Source organism: Paenibacillus piscarius (genome assembly GCF_022234545.1).
Taxonomy (GTDB): Bacteria; Bacillota; Bacilli; order Paenibacillales; family Paenibacillaceae; genus Paenibacillus_AQ; species Paenibacillus_AQ piscarius.
Genome location: NZ_JAIEUI010000021.1, coordinates 34,005 through 57,174 on the forward strand (window position 1 = coordinate 34,005; position 23,170 = coordinate 57,174).

The following is a 23,170-nucleotide window of genomic DNA, read 5'->3' on the forward strand; positions in this document are numbered from 1 at the left end:
CGCTTTCTCTCCTCGGACAGAACAGGGGGAAGCGTGCACACTGCTCTTTTCCGTTAATTTGATTTATTTCTTCTGTATAGGATATAACTTCTGCCTATATAATTCAACGGAACACTCCAGACATGGACCAGCCGGGTGAACGGCCAGAAGGCGAAGATCGCAAACCCCGACAGGATATGCAGCTTGAAGGAGAACGGCACTCCGCTCATCAGCGACGGGTCCGGGCGGAACATGAACAGGCCGCGGAACCACACAGAGATTGTATCCCGGTAATCGAACTCGGGCTGTACCGCATTCGTGACAATGGTAGAGTACATTCCCATGAACACGATGAACAGCAGCAGCGAGTTGACGATCAGGTCGGAGGCGCTGCTGAGCCGGCGGACATTCTTCAGTGTGAAGCGCCGGGAGGTTAGAATCAGCATCCCCAGCAGGGTGGCCGCGCCGAAGATTCCGCCGATGTATACCGCGCCGATGTGGTACATATGGTCGCTGACGCCGATAGACTCCAGCCAGGACTTAGGCACGGCGAGACCGCCGATGTGGCCCAGAATGACCGGCATAATGCCGAGGTGGAACAGAATGCTGCCGAATTTGAGCTGTTTTTTCTCAATGAATTCACTGGATTTGGCCGTCCAGTTGAATTGATCCCTGCGGTAGCGGGCAATATGTCCGCCGATAAATACGACCATACACATATACGGGAAAATCACCCATAAAAACTGACCCATCATATTCATTGACTTAGGGCCTCCTGTTCCGCACAAGCTTTGAAGGTTTCACGCAAACCTTTAACCAGATGATAATAAGGACTCTCATTCCGTTCCAGCGCCTTGACCAGATGATACGTGCCATCCTCAAGAATCGCGATCAGCATCTTGAAGTTCTCCGGTGCTCCGGGAACCTCGAGCCAATCTGCGGCATAGAGAAATTCACACATCAGCGGCAAATAGTCCGGCAGCTCACCCTCCGGCATTTCGAGGCCGAACATTTCGTACAGCAGCTTCAGCTTGGCGAGCATCTGCCCGCGTTCCTTGGCATCCTCGAATTTGAAGTAGGTCATATACAGCGCACAATCCTTCTGAAAATCAAACGTAGCCGCGTAGTTCTCCTGAATCTCATCCAGGCTGAAGGTCTGCATCAGCTTCCAGTAGGTCTGCACATGAGTGTGCCCCGGGTGATCCGGGGTAAACGCCTCTTCCAGAAAAGCCGGATGGAAATCCAGCTTCTCCGGATACATGAGCTGCAGGGCGAAATAACCGAAGGATTGCTTGTAATCATGCAGTCTGATCAGATCAATCACGCCAGATCCCCCCGTAGAAATTCTCTTCGTACATCTCCTTGCCGGTCTTCATCGTATCGCCGGAAGACTCTGCCGGTCCGCAGCCGTCACAGCCGGAGCCAAAGCCCGGTCCGCCCATGTCGCTGCCGTAGCCGGCGGCGCCCTGCGCACGATAAGGGTTCATGTGCTGCTCCTTGTGGGAGGTCGGGATCACGAAGCGGTCTTCATATTTGGCAATCGCTAGCAGTCGGTACATCTCCTCAGTCTGCTGAGCGGTCATGCCGACACGGTCCAAACGGCTGAGGTCGAATTCCTGGCCGGTGGACTGGGCGCGCATGTAGGAACGCATCATTGCCATCCGCTGAAGCGCCTGCTTGACTGTCTCCGTATCGCCGGCAGTCAGCATGTTCGCCAGGTACTGGATCGGTGTACGCATCTCTTCGATCGCCGGGAAGATCATATCCGGGTTCTTCAGCGAATCCTTGCCTTCAAAATAATTCATAATCGGGCTCAGCGGCGGCACGTACCATACCATCGGCAGTGTCCGGTATTCCGGGTGCAGCGGGAAGGCCAGCTTGTGCTCGATCGCCAGCTTGTAGACCGGAGAGTTCTGGGCAGCCTCCAGCCAGTCCTCGGAGATGCCGTCTTTTCTCGCCTGCGCTCTGACTTCAGGATCATGCGGATTCAGGAACAGATCACACTGGGCCTGATACAGATCCTTCTCGTCCGGGGTGGACGCGGCATCCAGCACCTTATCGGCATCGTACAAGAGAACGCCGAGATAGCGGATACGGCCGGTACAGGTCTCGGAGCATACGGTCGGCAGGCCTGCCTCCACACGAGGGAAGCAGAAGGTACATTTCTCCGCCTTGTTGGTCTGCCAGTTGAAGTAGACCTTCTTGTACGGACAGCCGGTCATGCAATATCTCCAGCCGCGGCAGGCTTCCTGGTCCACGAGGACAATGCCGTCCTCATCGCGTTTGTACATCGCGCCGGACGGGCAGGAGGCCACACAGCTCGGGTTCAGGCAGTGCTCGCACAGGCGGGGCAGATAGATCATGAAGGATTTCTCGAAATTGAACTTGATCTCTTCCTCGATCTTCTGGATATTCGGGTCCAGCGGTCCGGTTACATGTGCGCCCGCCAGATCATCCTCCCAGTTCGGTCCCCACTCCAGATCCATCTTCTCGCCGGTGACTGCGGAATGGGCCCGGGCAACCGGGGAATGCTTCTGCTCCCCGGCGTTCGTCAGATTCTCATAGTTGTACGTCCATGGCTCGTAGTAGTCCTTCATCTCCGGCATGTCGGGATTGTAGAAGATTTTGCCGAGTGCGATCTTGGACAGCTTGTTGCCGGATTTCAGCTCCAGCTTCCCCTTGCGCAGCTGCCAGCCGCCCTTGTACAGCTCCTGGTCTTCCCAGCGCTTCGGATAGCCGATGCCCGGCTTCGTCTCCACGTTGTTGAACCACATATATTCCGCACCCTTGCGGTTCGTCCAGGTGGTCTTGCAGGTCACGCTGCAGGTGTGGCAGCCGATGCATTTATCCAGATTCATTACCATTGCCACTTGCGCTTTAATTTTCAAGCCAGTTGACCTCCTTCATTTTGCGAACGGCTACGTAGACATCACGCTGGTTGCCGATCGGACCGTAGTAGTTGAAGCCGTAGCTGAGCTGTGCATATCCGCCGACCATCTGGGTAGGCTTCAGGTGGATGCGGGTTGGCGCATTGTGGCTGCCGCCGCGCGTATCCGTAATCTCTGAGCCCGGCACCTGAATGTGCTTATCCTGGGCGTGATACATGAACATGGTGCCTCTCGGCATCCGGTGGCTGACCACCGCGCGGGCGGTAACGACACCGTTGCGGTTATAGACTTCAAGCCAGTCATTATCCGCAATGCTGTGGGCCGCCGCATCCTCGTTGTTGATCCACACGGTTGGACCGCCGCGGAACAGGGTCAGCATGTGCTGGTTGTCCTGGTAGGTCGAATGGATGTTCCATTTGCCGTGCGGGGTCAGGTATCTCAGAACCAGCGCATCGGTTCCGCCTTTTACCGCCTTATCGCGCGGACCGAAGACCATCGGCGGCAACGTTGGCTTGTAGACCGGCAGCGCTTCGCCGAACTGCTGGAAGATCTCATGGTCAATATAGAAATGCTGCCGTCCGGTCAGGGTACGGAACGGAACGAGACGTTCAATATTTGTAGTGAACGGCGAATACCGGCGGCCTTGCTTGTTCGAGCCGCTGAAGACCGGTGTCGGAATGACCTCGCGCGGCTGTGCGGTAATGCTCTGGAACGTAATTTTCTCCGCTGCCCGGTCTGCTGAAATATCCCGCAGCTCCACCCCGTGATCCTTCTCGGCCGATTCATAAGCCTTCTGGGAGACACGGCCGTTGGTGGCGGAAGACAGATGCAGAATGGCATCCGCTGCCTGGCGGGCCGTCTGCAGCTTCGGCAGTCCGTTCCGGATCGTTTCGTCGTAATGCACACCGCTGATCTTCTTCAGCTCTTCATACTCTTCGGCAACCGAGAAGCTGACGCCGTGTGCGCCTGTTTTGCCGGTAGCCAGATTGGGTCCGAGCGAGCTGTATTTATGATGAATTTGCGTGTAATCCCGCTCGACAATGGTAAAGTTCGGCATGGTTTTACCCGGAATGGCCGGCACTTCGCCCTTGGTCCAATCCTTGACCAGACCCATCGGCTGTGAGATTTCACTGATGGAGTCATGGCCGAGCGGCGACATCACCACATCTTTATAGACGCCGGGCAGCTGCGATTTCGCCATCTCGGAGAATACCTCCGAGAGCTGGCGGTAGATATCCCAGTCGGATCGGGATTCCCACAGCGGATTCACGGCCGGATTAAACGGATGGACGAACGGATGCATATCGGTCGACGACAGGTCAGTCTTCTCATACCAGGTAGCGGCAGGCAGAACAATATCGGCATACAGCGGCGTCGTGGTCATCCGGAAATCCAGGGCGACCATCAGATCCAGCTTGCCTTCCACATCCTCCCGCCAGACGATCTCCTCCGGCTTCTGCTCCTCATTCGGTTCGGCCAGCAGACCGTCCGATGCTCCGAGCAGATGCTTCATGAAATATTCCTGGCCCTTGGCAGAGCTGGAAATCAGGTTCGAGCGCCAGATGAACAGGGAGCGCGGGAAGTTCTCCGGTGCGCCGGGATCCTCCACGGCAAACCGCGTCTTCCGCGAAGTAATCTCTTCAACGGCGTGGCTGATAATCTCGGCATTCGTCTTCTTGCCCTGCTGCGCCGCTTCCTCGGCGAACAGCAGGCTGTTCTTATTGAACTGCGGGAAAGACGGCAGCCAGCCCAGACGCGCGGCGAGTACGTTGTAGTCTGCCGGATGCTGGTAAGCAACATCTCCGCCGGTCGGCGATTTCAGCGAATCCGTACCGCTCTCCTCATACCGCCACTGCTCGGTAGCGAAATAGAAGAACGAGGTAGCATTCTGCTGCCGCGCCGGACCTTGCCAGTCCTTGGCGAAGGCCACGGTGGACCAGCCCTCAATCGGACGGCATTTCTCCTGGCCGACATAATGCGCCCAACCGCCGCCGTTGACGCCCTGCGAGGCGGTCAGCACCACCAGGTTCAGGATCGACCGGTAGATGGTATCGCTGTTGAACCAGTGGTTGATCCCTGCGCCCATGATAATCATGGAGCGTCCGCCTGTATCAATGGAGTTCTGGGCGAACTCTCGGGCAATCTGCACAACCACGCTTGCTTTTACTGTAGTAATCTTCTCTTGCCAGGCCGGGGTGTAATGGGACATTTCATCCTCATACCCCTTAGCGTTCAGCAGGCTGTCTCTGCGTTTAATGCCGTACTGGCTCATCATCAGATCATAGACGGTAGCGACATAACGTTCTGTGCCGTCCGCAAGCTTCATCCTCCGGGCCGGAATGATCCGGCTGAAGGTGCCATTACCGGCATTATCGAAGTACGGGAATACGATTTCCGTCCATTCTTCCCCGTGCCCCTCGATGGTCAGAGCAGGCTCAACCTTGCTGCCGTCCTCCCGCTCCAGAATCAGGTTCCACTTCTTCCCTTCCTCCCAGCGCTGGCCCATCGTCCCGTTCGGCACGATCATCTCGCCTGTGGCTTCATCGAAGATCACCGGCTTCCAGTCTGAGTGCGGGGAAGCATCGCCCAGATCGCTGGCCCGCAGGAAGCGTCCGCCCTTCAGGCTGTCCTCATGGGGATCAAGCAGGATCAGGAACGGCATATCGGTATATTGCTTGGCATAATTCAGGAACATCGGCTCCTGGCGTTCCTGGTAGAATTCCTGCAGGATGACATGCGTCATCGCCTGGGCGAGCGCTGCATCCGAGCCGGGGTTCGGCGCCAGCCAGTTGTCAGCGAATTTCACATTCTCGGCGAGATCGGGGGCGACCGATACAACCTTGGTGCCTTTGTAGCGCACTTCGGTCATGAAGTGGGCGTCCGGCGTCCGGGTCAGCGGCACATTCGAGCCCCACATCATCAGGTAACCGGCATTGTACCAGTCCGAGGATTCCGGGACATCCGTCTGCTCGCCCCAGATCTGCGGTGAAGCCGGAGGCAGATCGGCATACCAGTCATAGAAGCTCAGCATCTGGCCGCCCAGGAGCGAGATGAATCGTGCGCCCGAGGCATAGCTGACCATCGACATGGCTGGAATCGGGGTGAATCCGGCGATCCGGTCCGGTCCGTATTTGCGGATCGTATAGATCAGCTGTGCTGCGATCAGCCGAAGGGCATCATCCCAGGCCACGCGGACGTGGCCGCCTTTGCCGCGCGCCTTCTTGTACTGGCTGGCCTTGGCGGGATCTTCCACGATGCTGGCCCAGGCATCGACATAGTTGTCATGCTCCTGAAGCGCGCTCTGCCACAGCCGCCACAGCTTCCCGCGGACATAAGGATATTTCACACGCAGCGGACTGTATTCATACCAGGAGAAGGTAGCTCCGCGCGGACAGCCGCGCGGTTCGAACTCCGGCATGTCCGGCCCGCAGGAGGGATAATCAATCTGCTGGTTCTCCCAGGTGATAATTCCGTTCTTCACGAATACCTTCCAGCTGCAGGAGCCTGTACAGTTGACGCCATGGGTGGTGCGCACAACCTTATCGTGAGACCAGCGCTGGCGGTACATGTTCTCCCACTCTCTATTTTTCTCTTCTAGAATGGACCAGTTCCCGGAATAGGTCTCTACCGGCTTAAAAAAGTTAAGGCCGAATTTCTTCTTCATCTGTCCAGAACACTCCTTTGTACGAATCTATTCAGTTACTCTCATTATGGAGGTGCCCGGCCGCGCTTCCCATTAGGGAAACACCTATTGAACCTCGGGAAATCCCTTGATCTCAGCGCACAGCAAACAAGCCTTCCGCCCGGAGGAGAAAAGCTCTGACTTCTGCGCTGCACTGCCTTGCCAGGAGTTCCATCAGGGACTTCCCTCTTTCTCTCGGGGGGAAGTTCCTAGCGGGAATTCCATAGCCGCACTGTATGCTATACTGACCAGTAGATACGTCTGAGATAGTTATAATAGGGGAGGTTGAATACAGGATGTCAGGACCCTCACTGCGCCAGCTCCATGCCCACCATGCGATACATCAGGGCGGGCTCTCCGGCGCTGTAGCCAAGACAGAAGAAGTGGAAGAATTGCTCGCGGTGAAAGAAACAGAGGTGGCCCGCCAGGCGGCTGACCACTTGATTGAATACTGGGAGACACGGATTCTCAGCCATGCCGAGGCGGAAGAGGACGGCTTCTATCAGGAGGTGGTGGCGAAGAACCCCGCTCTGGAAGAAGCCGTTACCCGGCTGAAGCGGGATCATGAATTGCTGCGGATCATCGTGCAGGATGTCAAAAGCATGCTCGCCGAAGACGGCCTCACCCCGGAGGTACTTCACCAGTTCCACGCCTTACTGGTCGTGAATGCTATTCATAGCCGGGATGAGGAGCGTCTGCTGTTTGCGGAATAACCCCGCTGCCGCCCTCCTGCAGAATAGCGCGCAGATCATCTTTGTTCCAGAGCAGGTCTTGAAGCGTATACTCGCCCAGGACCTGCAGATAGGCGTGCAGGGCTCTGCCCAGCACGCCCTTCAGTCTGCAGGCCGGAGAGATAGGACAGCTCCCCCCGGAGGGATTGAAGCACTCCACCAGATAGAAATCATCCTCCATCCGGCGCACGACCTCCCCGATATTAATCTGCTCCGGCGCAAGTGCCAGCCGGATTCCTCCCCCGCGCCCTCTTACCGTATCGATATAGCCCGCCTTGCCAAGCTCATGCGAGACCTTCATCAGATGATTCTTGGAGATGCCGTAGGCACCAGAGATATCCTGGATCGTGGTCAGCTCCTCCCGCTGCTTGGCCCCCAGATACATGAGAATTCGCAGGGAATAATCGGTATATAATGTAAGCCTCATCTCTACTCTCCATTCTGTTCACATACACCCGGTTTGTCTTATATCCCTAACTATACCACGCTGCTTCCTATTCCGGCTTGTCCAATAGCTCTCCTCTGCAACAGGCTATCATAAACCAGAAATCACAACCGTGCCTATGTAAGTGATATTTATTACAGATAATATTGTATTTTTTGTCCAAATTGTTAAAGTGGTATTTTAAATATATCTTTTCTCCTCAAAACCGTATATATTAATTTTGTACAATTCGGAGAGGGGATGATCGGCATCTTAACACAAGAGACTCGGGACATTGTCAAATCCACAGCGCCTGTCCTGGCGGAGCACGGCACAACCATTACATCGGTGTTCTACCGGAATCTGTTCGCAGCCCACCCGGAGCTGCTGAATGTGTTCAACCACGCCAACCAGGCGCAAGGCCGCCAGCAGGCGGCACTGGCCAATGCGGTCTATGCAGCGGCCGTCCACATCGACAACCTGGAGAATATCCTCCCGGCCGTGGTCCAGATTGCCCATAAGCATGTCAGCTTAGGCATCAAGCCGGAGCATTACCCGATTGTCGGGGAACATCTGCTTAAGGCGATCAAGGAAGTACTGGGCGATGCGGCTACGGAGGAGATTCTCAGCGCGTGGGAAGCAGCCTACGGCGTCATCGCTGATGCGTTTATTGGCGTTGAAGACAGCATGTACAAGGAAGCCCGTGAGCAGGAGCATGGCTGGAACTTTTTCAAGCCTTTTACCGTGGTACGCAAAGTCCCGGAGAGCAGCAGCATTACCTCGTTCTATCTGAAGCCGGATGACGGCTCGAATGTGCCGGACTACAAGCCGGGCCAGTACATCTCTGTCCGCGTTCTGATTCCTGGAGAGCAATATACTATGATCCGCCAATACAGCCTGTCCCAAGCGCCTAAGCCGGATGAATTCCGCATTTCGGTGAAACGCGAGGAGACGAATGACCCGAATGGCGTAGTATCCGTCTATCTTCATAACGGGGTGAATGAGGGCGATACCGTTGAGGTGAGCGCCCCTGCCGGTGAGTTCCTGCTGGATACTTCCATTACCACCCCTGTTGCCTTCATCTCAGGCGGCGTAGGGATCACCCCGATGATGAGCATGTTCGAGACGGTCGCTACGGTAACTCCGGACCGGCCGGTTGTCTTCCTGCATGCTGCACGGAACGAATCGCTCGCTGCCTTCAGTAAGGATATTGAGCAGCACGCAGCGGCAATGAGCAACGTCAAGACCCGAACCTTCTACTCCGGCGGACCGGATGGCGTCATTACTGGCGACATTCTGAAGAGCTATGTGGATGTTACCGGGGATGCCTACGTCTGCGGGCCTGTTCCATTCATGGAGGCGATGATCGGGGAACTGCGGAGGCTCGGAATGAGCGAGGCTCAGATTCATTATGAATTCTTCGGGCCGGCCATGCAGCTAAGCCACGCGTAGATCGCTTCTATATAAAAGCACACGGGCCACCCGCCGAACCATGCAGGTTCGGCGGAGGCCCGTTTTTTCAAAGTGAGATCAGCCATTCATAGAGTACCTTCGCATGGTTATGAACCGGGTCCTTCGCGGCATAGACCAGCGTGACCTGCTGATTACGCGCCCGCTTCCGGATGGATTCCGCGAGCCTCCCGCATTCCGGATTCTCCTCCAGCTCCCGGAGGTAACGGTCACGGAATGCCGTGAACCGCTCCGGCTGATGTCCGAACCACTGGCGCAGCGCCGGGCTTGGTGAGATCTCCTTCATCCACTCGTCAACGGCCGCCTGCTCCTTCGTCACTCCGCGCGCCCACAGCCGGTCCACCAGAACCCGGTATCCGTCTCCTTGGTCCGCCGGTTCGTAGATCCGCTTCAGATTTAGCAAATATGGGGATTGGCCGTGCTTCTCTTCAGCCGGTTCCATGCCGTATCCCTCCCTGGTATCTATTCTTCACTGCGGTGAACATTTGGACTTCCGGCTTCAGTTCCACCGCCGCCACAACCGGTACCCTCTGCGGACCGTCTCCAGCACCGGGCGGGGCAGCGGAAACACCCGGCGGGAGGCCACCGGCCAATATAGCCGGTAGTACAGCTTCTTGAAGTCCTCCCACATGCTGCAATCGTCATCCTTCAGGAAATCGGAGATATCCACGATCAGCCCTCGGCCGTCCCGGAGCATCACATTCTTGGCGTGAATATCATGCGGGCGCAGTCCCCGGGACCTTGCATAGCGAAGGGCATCATCAACGTCTTCAATGGCCTGTCCTGTAATGAGAATGCCCCGTTTCATGGCATCGTAGAAGGTAACTCCGCCCAGCCTTTTGAGGATCAGAAAGTCCGCTCCGGCATAATAGCATTCCGAGTAGGCGGGGTGGCGGCCGAGGCGGCGGTACACCTCCGCTTCCTCCTCAATGCCGGGCCTGCCCGGCGCGTAGATTTTCACTGCATATTGCTCCGCCCCCTGACGGCAGAACACCGCCGCATAATTTCCGGTTCCGAGAACCCTCCAGGACTTGGGGATACTGTGAACCTTCACCGGCTCCAGCGGATTCACGCTCTCAATAATAACTTGGCCTAACAGCTCGTCCGTGATCTGCTCCAGCAGCTTCTCCATGCCTGACACCCCGCAGCTAAGGTTGTTATGGACTCTATTTAGCTTAGTGTACGCTATTCTGCGGCGAACAGCCAATGTCAAGCCTGACCCCAAAACATCGAAAAGAACCGGACACCAGTTGTCCGGCTCCCCGCCGCCAGCTATGAAACGATCACCCCAAATGAATAACCTCATGCTCCGCCGCGCTCCGGTACGTGCCGAACACCAGCTCCAGCGTCTTCAGATTATCTTCCCCGCTCGTCTGGAATTCCTCACCCGTGTTCAGACATTCAATGAAATGCGATTGCAGGCGGTAATGGCTCTCTTCAAAATCTATGTGATTGTCCTCTGAAACGACCGTCTCGGTCCCGCTGTTATCGATCACGCTGAGCGTGCCGCTGCTGTACAGCTTAATGGTAGCCTGGTCGCCTTCAATAATCAGCTGCTCCTTATGGTCCGGCAGCACCGGCAAGGTCAGCGGGCCGGGCAGATTCTGCCGGGTGGCCCAGCTCATATCCATCAGGCCCATATACTCGTCATAGCCCAGGGTAATCAGCCCGGCATCCTCTCCGGCAATATAAGGGCTGACCTTCCGGGTCTCCGCATACAGCCGTTTCGGCTCTCCGAACAGGAAGCGCCATGTATCAAACCAGTGAACCCCCATCTCATAGAACAGCAGCTGGGGCATGTCCCGGAAGAATGGCTGAGGAAGCTCATTCTCCGGCGCAAAACGCGGTGAATAATAATCCGTATGAATATAACGGATCGTCTGAAGCCGCCCTGGCACTCCCTCATCCAGCAGCCTGCGGATCGTCTGGACCGGCTGGAGCCAGCGCCAGTTCTCGGTGACCATCAGCCGGACGCCCGCTGCGCGGGCAGTCTCCACCATCGCGCGGGCCTCCTCCATGGAGCGGGCGAAAGGCTTTTGGCACATGATCTGTTTCCCGGCCCGTGCAGCCAGTCCGACCAGCTCAGGATGGGTATCCGGCGGGGTAATAATATCTACGATATCGATGTCAGCAGAAGACAGCATCTCTTCCAGCGTAGAGTACAGCATATCCCGGGGAATTCCATATGCCTCAGCCTTGCTGTGCAGCTTAGCCGAATCCTGGTCGCACAGGCCCAGAATCTGAACGCCGGGTATACGCTGCCATGCCTGCAAGTGCTTGTCTGACCAATACCCGGCACCCACTATACCAATCTTCCACATTCTATTTAGCCTCCAAGTCATGCTCATCGTGCAGGCGCGTTATTCTTACGGCCATATATGTCCGCCCCGGCAGATCCACCCGGAAGGTTCCTTGATAGCTGCCCGGAAGCGTCTCCACCGTCATATTCCAGGTATCCAGCAGCTCCACCTTATAGCGGAGCTCCGGGTTCATCGTGAACTGGCGGAACTTCGGCCGGTTGAAGCCGAAATAGTAGAGATAATATTCATCTTCCACTCCGGCTCTGGGCAGATCCCATTCCGACGGTAGCGGGTTCAGCCCCTCTGAAGGCCCTTCCTCCAGCACACGCCGCAGAAAAGCAATCCGCTCCGGACTCGTCCCGTAGAGCTGCCCGCCCTTGGCCCACCAGAGCTTGTCTTCCGGGTGAAGATAGGTCTCACCATGCCCGACATAGCCTCCGCGGACCGCCCCTTCCCAGAAACGGCGGACTAACTCTTCCCCGGTAATATTCCCCCAGCCGTGCTCGACATTGCCCTCATAGACACATTCGTCGATGACGACAGGCTTGTTCCACCGCTGTCTCCATTCATCTGTATTCTCAGAGGTTTTGTAAGCATCCACCCGCTGGATACTGCAATGTGTAACCCATGGCTGGTTGAAGTCGTAGAAGGCGATGCCGTTGTGATTAGAGATCAGATGACTGTACGGATCATACGATGTTACGATGTGGGCATACCGCTCCCAATCCGCCAGCGTTTTGTTCCGCATGAAATCATATTCATTGGCGAGCGACCACCAGACATGGCGGTAAGCCGACAGCCGGGCCACCAGATAGCGGAGATACCGGTCGTCCGCTTCCTTGCCCATATCGGCGAAGCCCCAGCGGTCATACGGATGGAACAGAATCAGGTCCGCCTCGATCCCCAGCCCGCCCAGATCCGCAATCCGCTCCTCCAGATGCCGGAAGAACGCCGGATTGAACCGGCTGTAATCCCAGCCCTCCTGGACCGAGCCTTCGTAGGGATAATATTCGGGCTCATTCTCGTTGTAAGAGTAGGATTTGGGGAACACGCACATTCTGATTTTGTTAAAAGCGGACGCCCGCAGTGTCTCCAGGGTCTGCCGCTCCATCTCCTCGCCCTGATGGGTCCATGCATAGCAGGTGGTACCGACTGGCAGATAGCGTGTTCCGTCCTCATAGGCGAAATGGAAGGTATTCTTCACCCGGACCGGTCCGTGATTTCCTTCCGTAGCAGCGGTACATTCAAACGTCCCCTCAAGCTCATCCAGATCAGACTCATTGCTGCTGGTGCGGAACGACCACTTGCCTTCACTGTCCGGCATGAACCGGATGCGGTACACACCTTCCCCGTCATAGAAGCCCAGAGCCAGAACGGAACGTTCTCCGAAGCTGAATTCCGCCTGCAAGGCTACCCCGGTAAAAGGGTTCCCCCGGCTTGGCCCGCCATGCAGCACAATCTCATACACACTCCATTTGGCCGCCTGCGCCGGGAATGACACCTGCACCTTCCCCTTATCTGCAGCTGCTTGTCCTGCTTCCTCCTGATTCGCCATACATCCTACTCCCTTCTGTATGAACCGCCATTATAACTAAACAATCACTAAACAATTGTTGCGTAAAATTATTTGAAATCGGATACAGCTTCATCCTACCTCATGTAAAAACACTCGTCAATAACCTTGTTCCCCAAAATAAACTGGCACATATTTATAGATAATCAACTAAACATAACTAAACAAAATGTTAAACACCAGCTAAATTGCTAAATCGGCTCTCTTCCCCTACACTAAAGATACGGAGAACGAACGGAATGGAGGAATTGTATTGAATATGGAGGAGCTTGCCCGGCTGGCCGGGGTCTCCAAGGGGGCTGTCTCGCTGGCGCTGAACGGCAAACCGGGGGTAGGGCCGGAGACACGCAAGCGGATCCTGCAGTTGGCCGAAACTTACGGCTATGCAGGCAGGGGGAGAGCGGCAGCCGCTGAAGGCCATGCCAGAACGCTGCGCTTTCTGGTGTTCACGAACGCCGGACTGGTGCATGAGGAATATTACCAGCAGCCTTTTTTCCGCGAGCTGATTCATCACATTGAGGAACGCTGCCGGATGGCCGGGTACAGCCTTATTTTTTCTACTATTGAAGAAAAGCACTATGACCAGGGAATTCAGACATTAGTGGAGGAGCGGACCAACGGGGTGATTCTGCTCGGCACCAGCCTGGATGCCTCCAGAATCGCGGATCTCGCGGAGAAGCTGTCCGGCTTGATCGTACTGGATACCTGCTTCGATTGGCTGCCTGTGCCCTTTGTGGAGATAAACAACTATATGGGGGCGTACCAGGCGGGGAGCTATCTGGCGCGGCAGGGACACCGGAGAATCGGGTATATCGCGTCCGAGGAACGGATCCATAACTTCGAAGAACGTAAGCGCGGGTTCATGGCCGCTATGGCAGAGGTTCAGGTGGAGCTTCCGGCCAGCCGCATCCTGACGGTGCCTCCGACAATGATCTCTTCGCAAGGCCCCTTGCGGGACAAGCTTAGGCGTCTGCTGGACAGCGGCCAGCCCTTCCCCACTGCATGGTTCTGTGAATGCGACTATATTGCCATCAGCGCCATGAAGGCGCTGGGCGAGCTGGGCCTGTCCATCCCGGAGGATGTGTCCGTCATCGGATTCGATAATATCAGCGAATCGCAGATTGTGACCCCTGAGCTGACTACAGTGCATGTCGAGAAGGAGCGGATGGCCGCATGGGCGGTGGATCTGTTCACTGCCTCCCTTCATGCCCGGCCCGCAGTCAGCACCAAGGTTAAGGTGGATACGCTGTTCATCGAACGTAGCTCCTGCCGGAGAATGGAGACCTTTACGGAGCTGTAAGCTTAGATGGCTGGAGCACCGGCAATTTAATTTCCACCGTAGTCCCCGTTGGCTGCTTCCGATTGAACTGAAAGGTTCCCATATGATTATGTATGATTTTTTTGCTGATCATGACACCAAGTCCATTGCCCCCGGATTTGGTGGTGAAGAACGGAGACCCAATCTGGCCCAGCAGCTCTTCGGGAATACCGGGTCCGCTATCCGTGATGCGAATCACCCCTGTATTGCCCTCATGGTCCAGCCCTACGTTAATCTCTGCACCCTGCGGGCTTGCTTCTATTGCGTTCTTCAGCACATTGATAAAAACCTGCTTCAGCTTATTCTCCGCACACTTCAGAGGCAGGCAGTGCAGGTCCGTCTGCATGATAATCTCATTATCCGTCATATGCGCCTGGCCATTCAGCAGTACGACGGCCTGTCTTAACAGCTGGACCAGATCACATTCATGCATTGCAGACGGGGCCTCCTTGCCCAGCAGCAGCAGTTCGCTGATGATGGAATTAATCCGGTCCACCTCGGACAATACAATCTCATACAACTCTCTATTCAGCTTCGATTGAGCGTACAGCAGCTGGACGAACCCCCGGATGCTGGTGAGCGGATTGCGGATTTCATGAGCGATACCGGCCGACAGCTCACCGAGCATGAACAGGCTCTCATTGTACCGGAGGAACTCTTCTGTTTTCTTGCGTTCGGTCAGATCACGGGCAATGGAGATCACCATTCTCCGGCCATTCAGCTGAAAGGGCTTGGCGCTGATCTCCACCGGAATCGACCTGCCTTCCTTCGTAACATGAACCCATTCGACAAACGCCCTCTCCCCCAAATGAATATCACGAAAGGTATGATCTGCCTCTGGTATCAACGCTTCAGCAGCTATTGTGAGAGGTGTGATGTCCAGCAATTCCTGGCGTGTATAGCCCAGTACCCGGCAGACCGCTTCATTGACATCGAGGAATTTGAGCGGCTTGCCTTGCTCATCCTGTTCGTAAATATACATGGAATCATTGGCTTCATTAAATAATTTATAGTATTTCAGCTCCGAGAACTTGATGTCCGTTACATCTCTCAGCACACACACATAAGCCGTTACACGTCCTTCCAGATCTTTCACTGGAGAGATCGTAATTTTGACGCTGATCAGTTCACCATTCCGTTTATTCCTGAAGGTATCCAGGGCAAAGAGACGCTGTCCCTGATCAATGAAGATGTACATCCGGTCCACCTCATCCCTGAGCTCCTGGGGAACATGAGGGAAATCATACTCATTCAACTCTTCAGCGGTCCAGCCATATAGCTCCACAAAGTTGGAATTAGCATAACATACCTTTTTGTCCGTGCTTAGAATATACATCGGGTCCGGACTATACTCGGCATAAGAATAAAGCGAGTAATGCATCTTGTGATGAACTGAGAAATTACTCATATTTCAGCTCCCGCAGCCAGTTTATTTCCATCCATGTTAGCATTTCCAGCGAAACTTATCTGTGACAAATTAAGGATGCCGGAGTGCATTAATTAACAACTTCATGGAAATTCATTCAAGACAAGGATGCCGGCCGGGGAGCAGTAAGCCCCTTAAGTCTGCTGGTAATTCACCGCTGTAATCAGGCATTCCGGGCAGACAAAAGCATAATAGATCCCCTCATCCTCCGCCACTTGCCCCATATCGGCCTGGGCCACAAAGGTCATCGTCCGGGAACAGCAGGGGCAATCGGGATAGTCCGCATCCTGAATCCAGGCCGGATGTCCCCCGATCTGCGAGGCGGGCGCTTCCAGCGTCCATTCGGCACTCTCATAGGTACCGGCAGGCTGTCCGGACAACCGCATCTCCCGCCAGTCCGCTTCATACGTCCCTCCGCCATGTTCAGGCAGATAATCCGGGACAACATTATATTCGCTCCAGGAATACCCGCCCTCCAGATCGGCCTTCATATACACGGTTCCGTAACAGTTACAGAGCATACAGGCTGCAATGCGCAGGCGTTTGCCGGGAAGCTTCATGAACCCAAGCTGTGGATGCTGCAGGTCGAAATCGAACAGGACGGTCAGCCCGTCTCCGCACCATGGACAGGAGTGTGTTCCTGTCTGAAGCATGGTAACGGCTGCAGGAGCACCCGGTGCCTCGGCAACCTTGAACGGGTAACATTCGCGGTGGAACAGCCACCGTTGCCCTCCCTCTGCATCCAGCTCCCAGCCCGCAAAGCGGGCATAGGCTTCAGGCGGCTGATATAACGCGGACGTCCACTCTGGCGGAGATTCCCGCCAGGCCGCGAACTGCTTGACCACCGCTTCATCGCCAATCCAGGCGAGCGCCAGCAGCAGGTGATTGCGGTTCGCCGCATCGGACCCTACTTTTTCTATAAGCTGCTCCCGGATGTCAGGCCCTGCCTCCTTAAAGAGGATCGCAGGATGATACATCTCTTCGCGCATGAACGCTTCCAGACCCTGCCTGATCTCTCCAACGGTGAAGCAGGCGAGCGATAACAGAATCATCTCCGCCTGATCCGTATCTTCTTCTAGTAAATCTACCGCATAGCTCTCCATCCGGCCCCGTTCTTCCTCCGTCAGACCCTGATAGATTTCTTGTGCCGTTCGGGGGTAGGGCACCTCCCGGATCAGCGGATCAAACTTGCGTGGACCATGCATGATCTTAAGAATTTCAACCGGATCATCGATCCCGGCATACCGGTTAACCTCTTTCCGGTTCTGTTCAATATAAGCCTGGTGCTCCAGCGCCTTCTTCTGCTGATAGCAGGGCATACAGATGCCTCCGGTTTTCTGTGCAGTTGCCGGAAGAATGGTTCCCGTGCAGCCCGGAGTCTGACAAGGCAGACGTTCGCTCATTGTACCTCTCCCTTCGAGATGGATATGCAAGAATCAGAAACTTGTCTACTATTATAGTATATTTACCGTACCCGTTCGAATGAGGCCTTGACTATCAAGGCCCGATCTGGAATAATAACAGCCTCATGGGAATTCATGCAGGACAAGACAATTATTGATATAGAAAAGGGGCGGTCGTCATTAGCTGGTTACAGGATTTATACAACTCACAGAAGAAGGAGCCGGTCAAAGACATCGAGACCGCCCTGATCAATGCTATCTTCCGCCTGTACGACCGCTTCCCCAGACTCGGACTCACCGCGCGGACCGGCCAGCAGGATATGTCCCTGGATATTGCAGACGCTTACATCCATGGCCGCAATGCGATGATTGAAGCCGGTGTCGGCATCGGCAAATCCTTCGCCTATCTCATCCCCGGCCTGCTGATCAACCAGCTCTCCCGGCAGCCGGTCATCATCGCCACCTCCTCTATCCAGCTCTCGGAGCAGATTCATCGGGACCTGCGGTTCATCGGCAGCCGGCTTGGCTTCTCTATGGTCCGCTCGGTGGTCGGTAAAGGGATGGGGCAATATGCCTGCCGGCTCCGGGCAGTGGAGCTGCCCCGGCCGGAGGCCTCCGCCTCCCCTCTTACGGCACTCGCTGAGCGGATTATACATGGAGAGATTAACGAGCGGGCCGATCTGAAGAGCGGAGTCAGTGACGCCCTCTGGTCAAACGTGTGTGTCAACGATTGCCGGTTCGAGTTTTGCCACTATCGTAGCACCTGCTCCTTCTATGAGATGAGAGCGAAGATTAACGCCGGAACCGCTGAGATGGACTTCATCATCGTGAACCAGGATCTGCTGATCCGCGATCTGATCAAGAAGAAGGAAGGGACCAAGGGCCTGATCTCAGACCGGCCTGCGCTAATCGTCATCGATGAAGCGCATAATCTGGAGGCCAAGGTCAGGGATGCCCAGACGCTGGAGTTCACCTTAAGAGGAACCTGCCGCGCGCTGGAGGATGCGGTGCAGCTTCTGGTCAGGCAATCCGCTGACCGCACTCTGATGTCCTCCCTGCAATTGGTCACTAGATGTCTTCGCGGGGTGTTCAGACAGGTCGAAGATGACCTGCGCCAGAACGCCAAGCAGGACAATGACCGGATTAAAGTCTCCGAGATTACAGGAGTGCCGCTGGAGCGGGCCGTGCAGATTTTGCAGGAATTCCGCCTCAGTCTTGCGGTGCTGGTGTCCCGGCGTGAGCGGGAGATCGACAATGCCTATGAAGCCGTCGGCGGCATGATTCACCTCTTCCAGGTGCTTGCCGGGACAGAACAGCGCTATCTGCTCTGGGCCAGCAGCCCCCGGGGAGAAGCGGCCGTCAGCATTTGCCCCAAGGGGATCAGCCAGTTCCTGAAGCACAGCCTGTTCAATGGCAAAACCCCGGTCATCCTCACCTCGGCCACGCTGTGCCAGACCGGGGAGACGCTGGAGGAGCAATACGCGTACCTGACACAATCGCTTGGTTACCGGGGAGAATATATGGAGCGTCAGGCGTCCCCGTTTGATTATAATCACCACACGATGATGTACATTTCCAGGAATGTGCCCTACTATACTCCGGGTAACCGGGAAGCTTATCTGGAGGCGGCGTACAAGGAGCTGCTGCGGCTGTGCAATGTAACGGACGGGCGGGTTTTGGTGCTTTTTTCGGCTAAGGAGGATATGAAGTACGTTCATAAGAGGTTAAGTGCGGAGAAGCTGGACTGGGCGCTGCATATGCAGCGGGAAGGCTCGTCCCAGGACGGGATCATCGCTGAATTCCGGAAGAGCAAGGGGGTGCTGCTGAGTACCGGCGTCTTCTGGGAGGGCGTGAATATTGAAGGCTCCGACCTGTCGCAGCTGATCGTATTCCGGCTGCCGTTCCCGGTTCCCGCTGATCCGGTCTATGAGTACAAGGCGTCCAAGGCGGGAGATGCGATGCAGGAGGTATTCGTGCCGGACATGCTGCTGCGCCTGCGGCAAGGCACCGGACGCCTGATCCGCAGCGAGACGGACCTGGGCATTGTCAGCATCCTCGACTCCCGCCTGTCCGCCGGAGCACGCAACCATTACCGGGAGCAGGTGCTTGCCGCGCTGCCGTTCCGCAAGGTAACCGAGGATTTCGGGGTGCTGGAGCAGTTCGTGCGGGAGAAAGGGATACATCGTAAGGGATAGCGGGTGGTTTTATACACCCCATTGCCGCCCAGCGCCCACTTTTGGCGAATTCGAGTGCATTTATACACCACATTTATGCCCAAAACCCGCCAACACCAGATTCAAGTGTATTTATACACCTTATCCTAGCCCAGCGCTCAATTTCGGCGAATTCTGGTGTATTTATGCACCTTATTCCCACCCAACGCCCGCTTCCCCCGCCGTAACCATACTACCAGCTCATCAGCCTCCGAATCTCAGCCGTCAGCTTGTCTGCCGCTTTGCGGTGAGTCGCCTGGGACGGATGATAATCGACGGCGTAGCCGTCTGCCTCCAGTTGCACCTCAAATCTCATAGTGCTGATCCTGCTGTCGCCGGTTTCCCGGGAATAACGGGCCACCGCTTGCTCCAGATGAGGATACAGTCTATCTCCCATGATCCCCAGTGTGCATAGAATCGTAGAATCGGGGTTGTTCCGTCTGACTTTTTTCAGAAAAGCTACATAGTTCTCAGCATAATCCGCCTGCTTCGCGGGGTCATCCTTGGTGTAAGAATCATCGTTCGTGCCCAGATTAATCACTATCAGCTCCGGGGTGAATCTGCTGAACTCCCAAGGCACTTCTTGGGGCAGCAGGCGGCCGCCGAATTTTCCTTCCGACTTGCCTACCTTCTCATAATAGTCTGGCAGCAGATGCGTGGTCAGCTTCTGGTCGTTCTCCGTATAGCCGGTAATAATTCCGTAGCCGCTGTAACATACCATGCTGTAATCTGCTCCAAGCTGCTCTGCGGTCAGATACGCATAGGCCTTCGTTACATCCTCAGTAGCCGTGGAAAAAGAATGCAGCGCCTCCTCATCATCCACGCCATAGCCGCAGGTGATCGAATCGCCGATAAATTCAATGGTATGTACTTGGGGTGGGGTGGGCTGAATGCCATCAGCAGCATCTACGGCAATCTCCCGGATGCCCACCGTGGACATCGCTGCCTCCGAGAGCTTCATCACTCTGACCGTAACTAGTTGCTCTGTCTCGCTCTCAAACACAGTATAGCTGCGGAACTCCTGGTCCACCTGATCATCAATTACCCGCCGGCCGTTCACACTGATCCCGATCCGGGCCAGATTATTGCCGGTCACAGCGATATCATCACCCTCCAGGGTGATCCGGGCCGCGCGGCCGTAGAACGAGAACTCTACCCCGCTCCCCGAAAGAGCCAGCCACAGCACATCGTTGAATGAGTGGGTCCGCCCGATGATTTTGACATGGTTCTCTGTTGGTTTGTACACTTGCATGGTAGACATACCTGCACCATCCTTCTCTGATTCTATCTGTACAGTAACAAAGGTACTCTTAATTATCAATGAAGATTAGTGCCAAGTCAGGTATGATAAAAATACATGCGGTGAGCAACAGCTATACCGTCCCTGAGATAAGGAGGACACTATGGACATTCCCAGAGGAACCTACGGCTTCCGCTTTGCCGAAGACAAGGAGCTGCAGCTATGCGTCTTATTTGCAGCCGGATATGATGCGGTCTCTGATCCCGCTTACCGCTGGGACGGTCTGGAGCGCAGCGATGGCCCGCTGCTGCTGTTCCAGTACACCCTTTCCGGTGAGGGGGTATTTGAGTCGGAGAACCGAACCTACCGTGTCCGGGCGGGGCAGGCGCTCTTGGCGGAGATTCCCGGGCCGCACCGGTATTACTATCCGGCGGATGCAAGTGAGCCGTGGGAGTTCCTGTTCCTGCTGCTGCGTCCGAAGCTGATCCTGCCCCACTGGCGCAAATTCCTGCGCGAAGCAGGAGAGGTCCCGCATTTGCCCGCAGACTGTGCCCCCGTCCGGCTGGCGCGGATGATTGTGATGGACGCCGGTGCGGGCAGAATCTCCGATCCGCTTATCGCCTCGTCCAGCGTCTACCAGTTCGTGACCGAGCTGGCCAGAATGCAGGCAGCCACACTGCAGAACAGGGACAATTGGTCAGAGAGTATCAGGCGGGCAGCCGAATTCATCGAGCAGCATTATTCGCGGATGATCAGCATGGACCAGCTGTCCGAGCATGTCTCCCTGTCCAAATATCATCTCATCCGCCGCTTCTCGGCCAGCACCGGCCTGACGCCCGGAGCTTACCTGACCCGGGTGCGCACAGAGAAGGCCATGGAGCTGCTGCGGGGGACCGGCTTAAGCATTGAAGCGATTGCTGAGCAGGTCGGCTACTCCAGCGGAAGCTATTTCATTAAGGCCTTCCGCAGCCTCACCGGTCTGACGCCGGGCGAATTCCGCAGCGGGGATGAGAGTCTGACCTACCGCCGCCTCTTTTTCGATTAAGCGCAATATAGTGCTATTTCACTCGTAAGATTACTATAGATATTAGGATTCTCCTTGATTATGATGAACATGACAAGAGCAATCATCTATTCGCCAAAGGAGATTATACAATGAATCATAAGCTTGCAGCACCCACCCCGCCGCTGGGCTGGAACAGCTGGGATTGCTACGGCGCAGCCGTAACGGAAGCGGAAATCCGCGGCAATGCAGAATATATGGCTGAGCATCTCAAAGACTTCGGCTGGAGCTACATTACCGTTGATATTCAGTGGTATGAGCCTGGTGCCGTGTCCTCCCTGTATCGCCCCTTCGTCCCGCTCGTCATGGATGAATACTCCAGGCTGATGCCTGCCGAGAACCGCTTCCCTTCCGCAGCCGGCGGACAGGGCTTCAAGCCGCTGGCCGATTATGTGCACAGCCTGGGACTGAAGTTCGGCATTCATATTATGCGCGGCATTCCGCGCCAGGCCGCCCATGCAGGCACCGCTATTCTAGGTACGGCGGCAACTGCCCGCGAGATCGCGCACACGGCCTCCATCTGTCCGTGGAATACGGATATGTACGGTGTCGATGCTTCCAAGGATGGCGCGCAGGCCTACTATAATTCACTCTTTGAACTGTACGCGCAGTGGGGCGTCGATCTGGTCAAGGTGGATGACATCGCTGCTTCCAGGCTGCACGACACCCATCAGCCGGAGATTGCCCTGATCTCGGCGGCGATCGAGAACTGCGGCCGCCCGATGGTCCTGAGTCTCTCCCCCGGACCCGCTCCGGTGGAATACAAAGAGCATTTCATTCAGCACGCCAACATGTGGCGCATCACTGATGACTTCTGGGACCGCTGGGAGCTGCTGCTGGACATGTTCAGCCGCTGCCGCAGCTGGCAGGGCGTCCCGCAGTCCGGCTCCTGGCCGGATTGCGACATGCTGCCGCTCGGCCATATCGGCGTACGCTCCGTCGATGGCGGCGGAGATGACCGCTGGACCCGCTTCACCCGGGACGAGCAGCTGACGATGATGTCGCTGTGGAGCATTTTCCGCTCACCACTCATCTTCGGCGGCGAGCTGCGCGACAACGACGACTGGACCCTGTCGCTGCTCACCAACCGTGAGGTGCTGCGGATGCAGCGCGAGAGCCATAGTGCCAGAGAAGCCCTCTACAGGGATGACCTGATCGTCTGGACCGCCGCTCACGATGATGGCACCCGTTATGCAGCCGTCTTTAACATTGGCAGCAGCCCTTTGCCGGTTGACCTGAGCCTCGAAGAGATCGGCCTCGGCGGCGTGACCGCAGGCACGGAGCTGTGGAGCCAGACGCCTGCTGAACTGAACTCCGGCTCACTTCAGACCACTATACCTGCGCATGGGGTGCGGTTGTATAGCATTAAATAGTAGAAAATAATAGAAAGCCGGGAGTTCCAGACAAACTGGATTCCCGGCTTTTATTCCCTCTCCGCATGGTTCACCCGCCCCGCCTGC

Annotated in this window: 18 protein-coding genes; 6 read left to right on the top strand and 12 right to left on the bottom strand. The window is 55.9% G+C overall.

The genetic code is table 11. The features are described from left to right. Positions 1–53: 53 nt before the first annotated feature. Genes narI through K1558_RS25850 form a run of 4 tightly spaced genes read right to left on the bottom strand, consistent with a single transcriptional unit; the run spans position 54 to position 6,531 of the window. Complete coding sequence (narI, locus tag K1558_RS25835; RefSeq protein WP_238654839.1) at positions 54–740, bottom strand: respiratory nitrate reductase subunit gamma; 687 nt, start codon at positions 738–740, stop codon at positions 54–56. Then, positions 737–1,303 carry a nitrate reductase molybdenum cofactor assembly chaperone gene (narJ, locus tag K1558_RS25840; RefSeq protein ID WP_238654840.1) on the bottom strand — a complete coding sequence of 189 codons (567 nt, stop codon included), beginning with the start codon at positions 1,301–1,303 and terminating at the stop codon, positions 737–739. Before narJ ends, narI begins: the two co-directional genes overlap by 4 nt. Beyond that, positions 1,296–2,867, bottom strand: a complete 1,572-nt coding sequence (gene narH / locus K1558_RS25845; protein WP_238654841.1) for a nitrate reductase subunit beta — start codon at positions 2,865–2,867, stop codon at positions 1,296–1,298. The genes narJ and narH overlap by 8 nt, the downstream gene beginning before the upstream one ends. Continuing rightward, on the bottom strand, positions 2,857–6,531 hold the full coding sequence (locus K1558_RS25850) for a nitrate reductase subunit alpha (RefSeq protein ID WP_238654842.1): 3,675 nt from the start codon (positions 6,529–6,531) through the stop codon (positions 2,857–2,859). Before K1558_RS25850 ends, narH begins: the two co-directional genes overlap by 11 nt. 314 nt (positions 6,532–6,845) lie before the next feature. Between K1558_RS25850 and K1558_RS25855 the strand changes: the two genes are divergently transcribed. Next, positions 6,846–7,262 carry a hypothetical protein gene (locus tag K1558_RS25855; RefSeq protein WP_238654843.1) on the top strand — a complete coding sequence of 139 codons (417 nt, stop codon included), beginning with the start codon at positions 6,846–6,848 and terminating at the stop codon, positions 7,260–7,262. Here K1558_RS25855 and K1558_RS25860 read toward each other — a convergent pair. Next, positions 7,219–7,707 (bottom strand): RrF2 family transcriptional regulator, encoded by a 489-nt coding sequence (locus tag K1558_RS25860; RefSeq protein WP_238654844.1) that lies wholly within the window; start codon positions 7,705–7,707, stop codon positions 7,219–7,221. The two genes, K1558_RS25855 and K1558_RS25860, sit on opposite strands and share 44 nt — an antisense overlap. A gap of 267 nt (positions 7,708–7,974) precedes the next feature. Between K1558_RS25860 and hmpA the strand changes: the two genes are divergently transcribed. Continuing rightward, on the top strand, positions 7,975–9,156 hold the full coding sequence (gene hmpA / locus K1558_RS25865) for an NO-inducible flavohemoprotein (RefSeq protein ID WP_238654927.1): 1,182 nt from the start codon (positions 7,975–7,977) through the stop codon (positions 9,154–9,156). 67 nt (positions 9,157–9,223) lie between these two features. Here hmpA and K1558_RS25870 read toward each other — a convergent pair whose 3' ends face one another. The 4 genes from K1558_RS25870 to K1558_RS25885 all read right to left on the bottom strand — a co-directional run bounded on the left by K1558_RS25870 (position 9,224) and on the right by K1558_RS25885 (position 13,029). Next, positions 9,224–9,616: a DUF488 domain-containing protein gene (locus tag K1558_RS25870; RefSeq protein WP_238654845.1), complete on the bottom strand. Its 393-nt coding sequence runs from the start codon at positions 9,614–9,616 to the stop codon at positions 9,224–9,226. 57 nt (positions 9,617–9,673) lie between these two features. After that, positions 9,674–10,306: a serine/threonine-protein kinase gene (locus tag K1558_RS25875; protein WP_238654846.1), complete on the bottom strand. Its 633-nt coding sequence runs from the start codon at positions 10,304–10,306 to the stop codon at positions 9,674–9,676. 151 nt (positions 10,307–10,457) lie between these two features. Continuing rightward, positions 10,458–11,495, bottom strand: a complete 1,038-nt coding sequence (locus K1558_RS25880) for a Gfo/Idh/MocA family protein (protein WP_238654847.1) — start codon at positions 11,493–11,495, stop codon at positions 10,458–10,460. A gap of 1 nt (position 11,496) precedes the next feature. Next, positions 11,497–13,029: a DUF5605 domain-containing protein gene (locus K1558_RS25885; protein ID WP_238654848.1), complete on the bottom strand. Its 1,533-nt coding sequence runs from the start codon at positions 13,027–13,029 to the stop codon at positions 11,497–11,499. A gap of 271 nt (positions 13,030–13,300) precedes the next feature. On the opposite strand from K1558_RS25885, the gene K1558_RS25890 reads away from it, so the two are divergent. Next, positions 13,301–14,347 (top strand): LacI family DNA-binding transcriptional regulator, encoded by a 1,047-nt coding sequence (locus K1558_RS25890; RefSeq protein WP_238654849.1) that lies wholly within the window; start codon positions 13,301–13,303, stop codon positions 14,345–14,347. Here K1558_RS25890 and K1558_RS25895 read toward each other — a convergent pair. Together K1558_RS25895 and K1558_RS25900 are read right to left on the bottom strand one after the other, a co-directional pair. Then, entirely contained in the window at positions 14,334–15,773 is a 1,440-nt protein-coding gene (locus K1558_RS25895) for a PAS domain-containing sensor histidine kinase (protein WP_238654850.1), read from the bottom strand. The genes K1558_RS25890 and K1558_RS25895 overlap by 14 nt on opposite strands. Positions 15,774–15,925: 152 nt before the next feature. Continuing rightward, on the bottom strand, positions 15,926–17,194 hold the full coding sequence (locus K1558_RS25900; RefSeq protein WP_238654851.1) for a DUF1963 domain-containing protein: 1,269 nt from the start codon (positions 17,192–17,194) through the stop codon (positions 15,926–15,928). A 320-nt stretch (positions 17,195–17,514) separates the two neighbouring features. Between K1558_RS25900 and K1558_RS25905 the strand changes: the two genes are divergently transcribed. Beyond that, entirely contained in the window at positions 17,515–19,389 is a 1,875-nt protein-coding gene (locus K1558_RS25905) for an ATP-dependent DNA helicase (RefSeq protein ID WP_238654852.1), read from the top strand. Between the two features lie 211 nt (positions 19,390–19,600). On the opposite strand, the gene K1558_RS25910 is transcribed toward K1558_RS25905, so the two are convergent. Next, positions 19,601–20,668, bottom strand: a complete 1,068-nt coding sequence (locus K1558_RS25910; RefSeq protein ID WP_238654853.1) for an SGNH/GDSL hydrolase family protein — start codon at positions 20,666–20,668, stop codon at positions 19,601–19,603. A 142-nt stretch (positions 20,669–20,810) separates the two neighbouring features. Here K1558_RS25910 and K1558_RS25915 point away from each other — a divergent pair, with 142 nt between their 5' ends. Together K1558_RS25915 and K1558_RS25920 are read left to right on the top strand one after the other, a co-directional pair. Continuing rightward, positions 20,811–21,692, top strand: a complete 882-nt coding sequence (locus K1558_RS25915; RefSeq protein WP_238654854.1) for a helix-turn-helix domain-containing protein — start codon at positions 20,811–20,813, stop codon at positions 21,690–21,692. A 110-nt stretch (positions 21,693–21,802) separates the two neighbouring features. Further along, positions 21,803–23,083 carry a glycoside hydrolase family 27 protein gene (locus K1558_RS25920; RefSeq protein ID WP_238654855.1) on the top strand — a complete coding sequence of 427 codons (1,281 nt, stop codon included), beginning with the start codon at positions 21,803–21,805 and terminating at the stop codon, positions 23,081–23,083. Positions 23,084–23,170 lie beyond the last annotated feature (87 nt).